At 58.7% G+C, this 1,044-nt stretch carries 1 protein-coding gene; it reads left to right on the forward strand.

The features are described from left to right. Positions 1-207: 207 nt before the first annotated feature. Complete coding sequence (locus ACFDR9_RS27760; RefSeq protein ID WP_409033084.1) at positions 208-798, forward strand: PEP-CTERM sorting domain-containing protein; 591 nt, start codon at positions 208-210, stop codon at positions 796-798. Positions 799-1,044 lie beyond the last annotated feature (246 nt).

Consider the following 1,044-nt stretch of genomic DNA (forward strand, 5'->3'; position numbering starts at 1 on the left):
ATATCGAGAGTAAACGCCTTTTTCAAAGAGTTTACAAGCGATACCTACAAGCTGTGCTCATCGCCTCGGCTCCGCCTTCATGCAATCGCCCTGGGTATTCCATGATTAATCCTGTCGCCACTGTAGCGCGCTCTCCCAACGTCATATTAATAAATAGATAATGTCACGTATAATATGAATTATTAAATAACGTTTGGGGGAATCCTGTTGAATAAATACGCTTTTGTCCTGGCCGCCAACCTGCTCAGCGCCGCCGCGTGCGCTGAAACGATTACCTTCGACGATGCCGGCGCGGACGCGAACTATGTGCAGAACGGCTACCATGGTTTGAACTGGGATAATTTTTTGACATTCGACCCGCTGACGGTTGGCGAAGAAACCAACCCTAGCGGATTTCGGGCCGGCACGGTGTCGGGCGCGAACGTGCTATTCAACGGCGCCGGCGACCCCGCCGGCATCAGCGCCGCGCAAGGCTTCACGCTGCAGCAAGCCTACTTTACGGCGGCCTGGCGCGAAGGGCTGGAAATCCACGCGGTGGCCAGCGATGGCGTGCGGACCTACGTCAAAGACTTCACGGTCGGCACGCTGGCGCCCACCGTCGTGTCGTTTCAATGGGGCAATGTCACCTCGGTGGTGTTCTCTTCCTCCGGCGGCGCCATGTCCGGCAGCAACGGCAACGGCTTCCAGTTCGTCATCGACAACATGACGCTCACCTCGGCCGTGCCGGAACCGGGCACCTGGGCCATGCTGCTGGTCGGCCTCGGCTTGCTCGCCCGCGCGCGCCGCCGCGCGGCGTGAAGCGGCGCCCGGCCGGCGGGTAAACCGGCGCCGGCAAACCGCTTTGCCGTCTGCTGGTATGATGGCGCTTCGCCCATCCATATTAGAGTCCGCCCATGAACGCGCTGATGTACAGCCATTTCGGTATCACCGATTTTTGGACCTTCCTATTCGAGTGACTGTTCAGCCGCTATGCGGCAAGCGGGATAGGATTACCGTTGAAGGCCCGGAGCAGAACCTCAAGCATGCCATGGCCTTGCTTGCGTA

This window comes from Janthinobacterium sp. CG_23.3, from assembly GCF_046115965.1.
Taxonomy (GTDB): domain Bacteria; phylum Pseudomonadota; class Gammaproteobacteria; order Burkholderiales; family Burkholderiaceae_D; genus Janthinobacterium.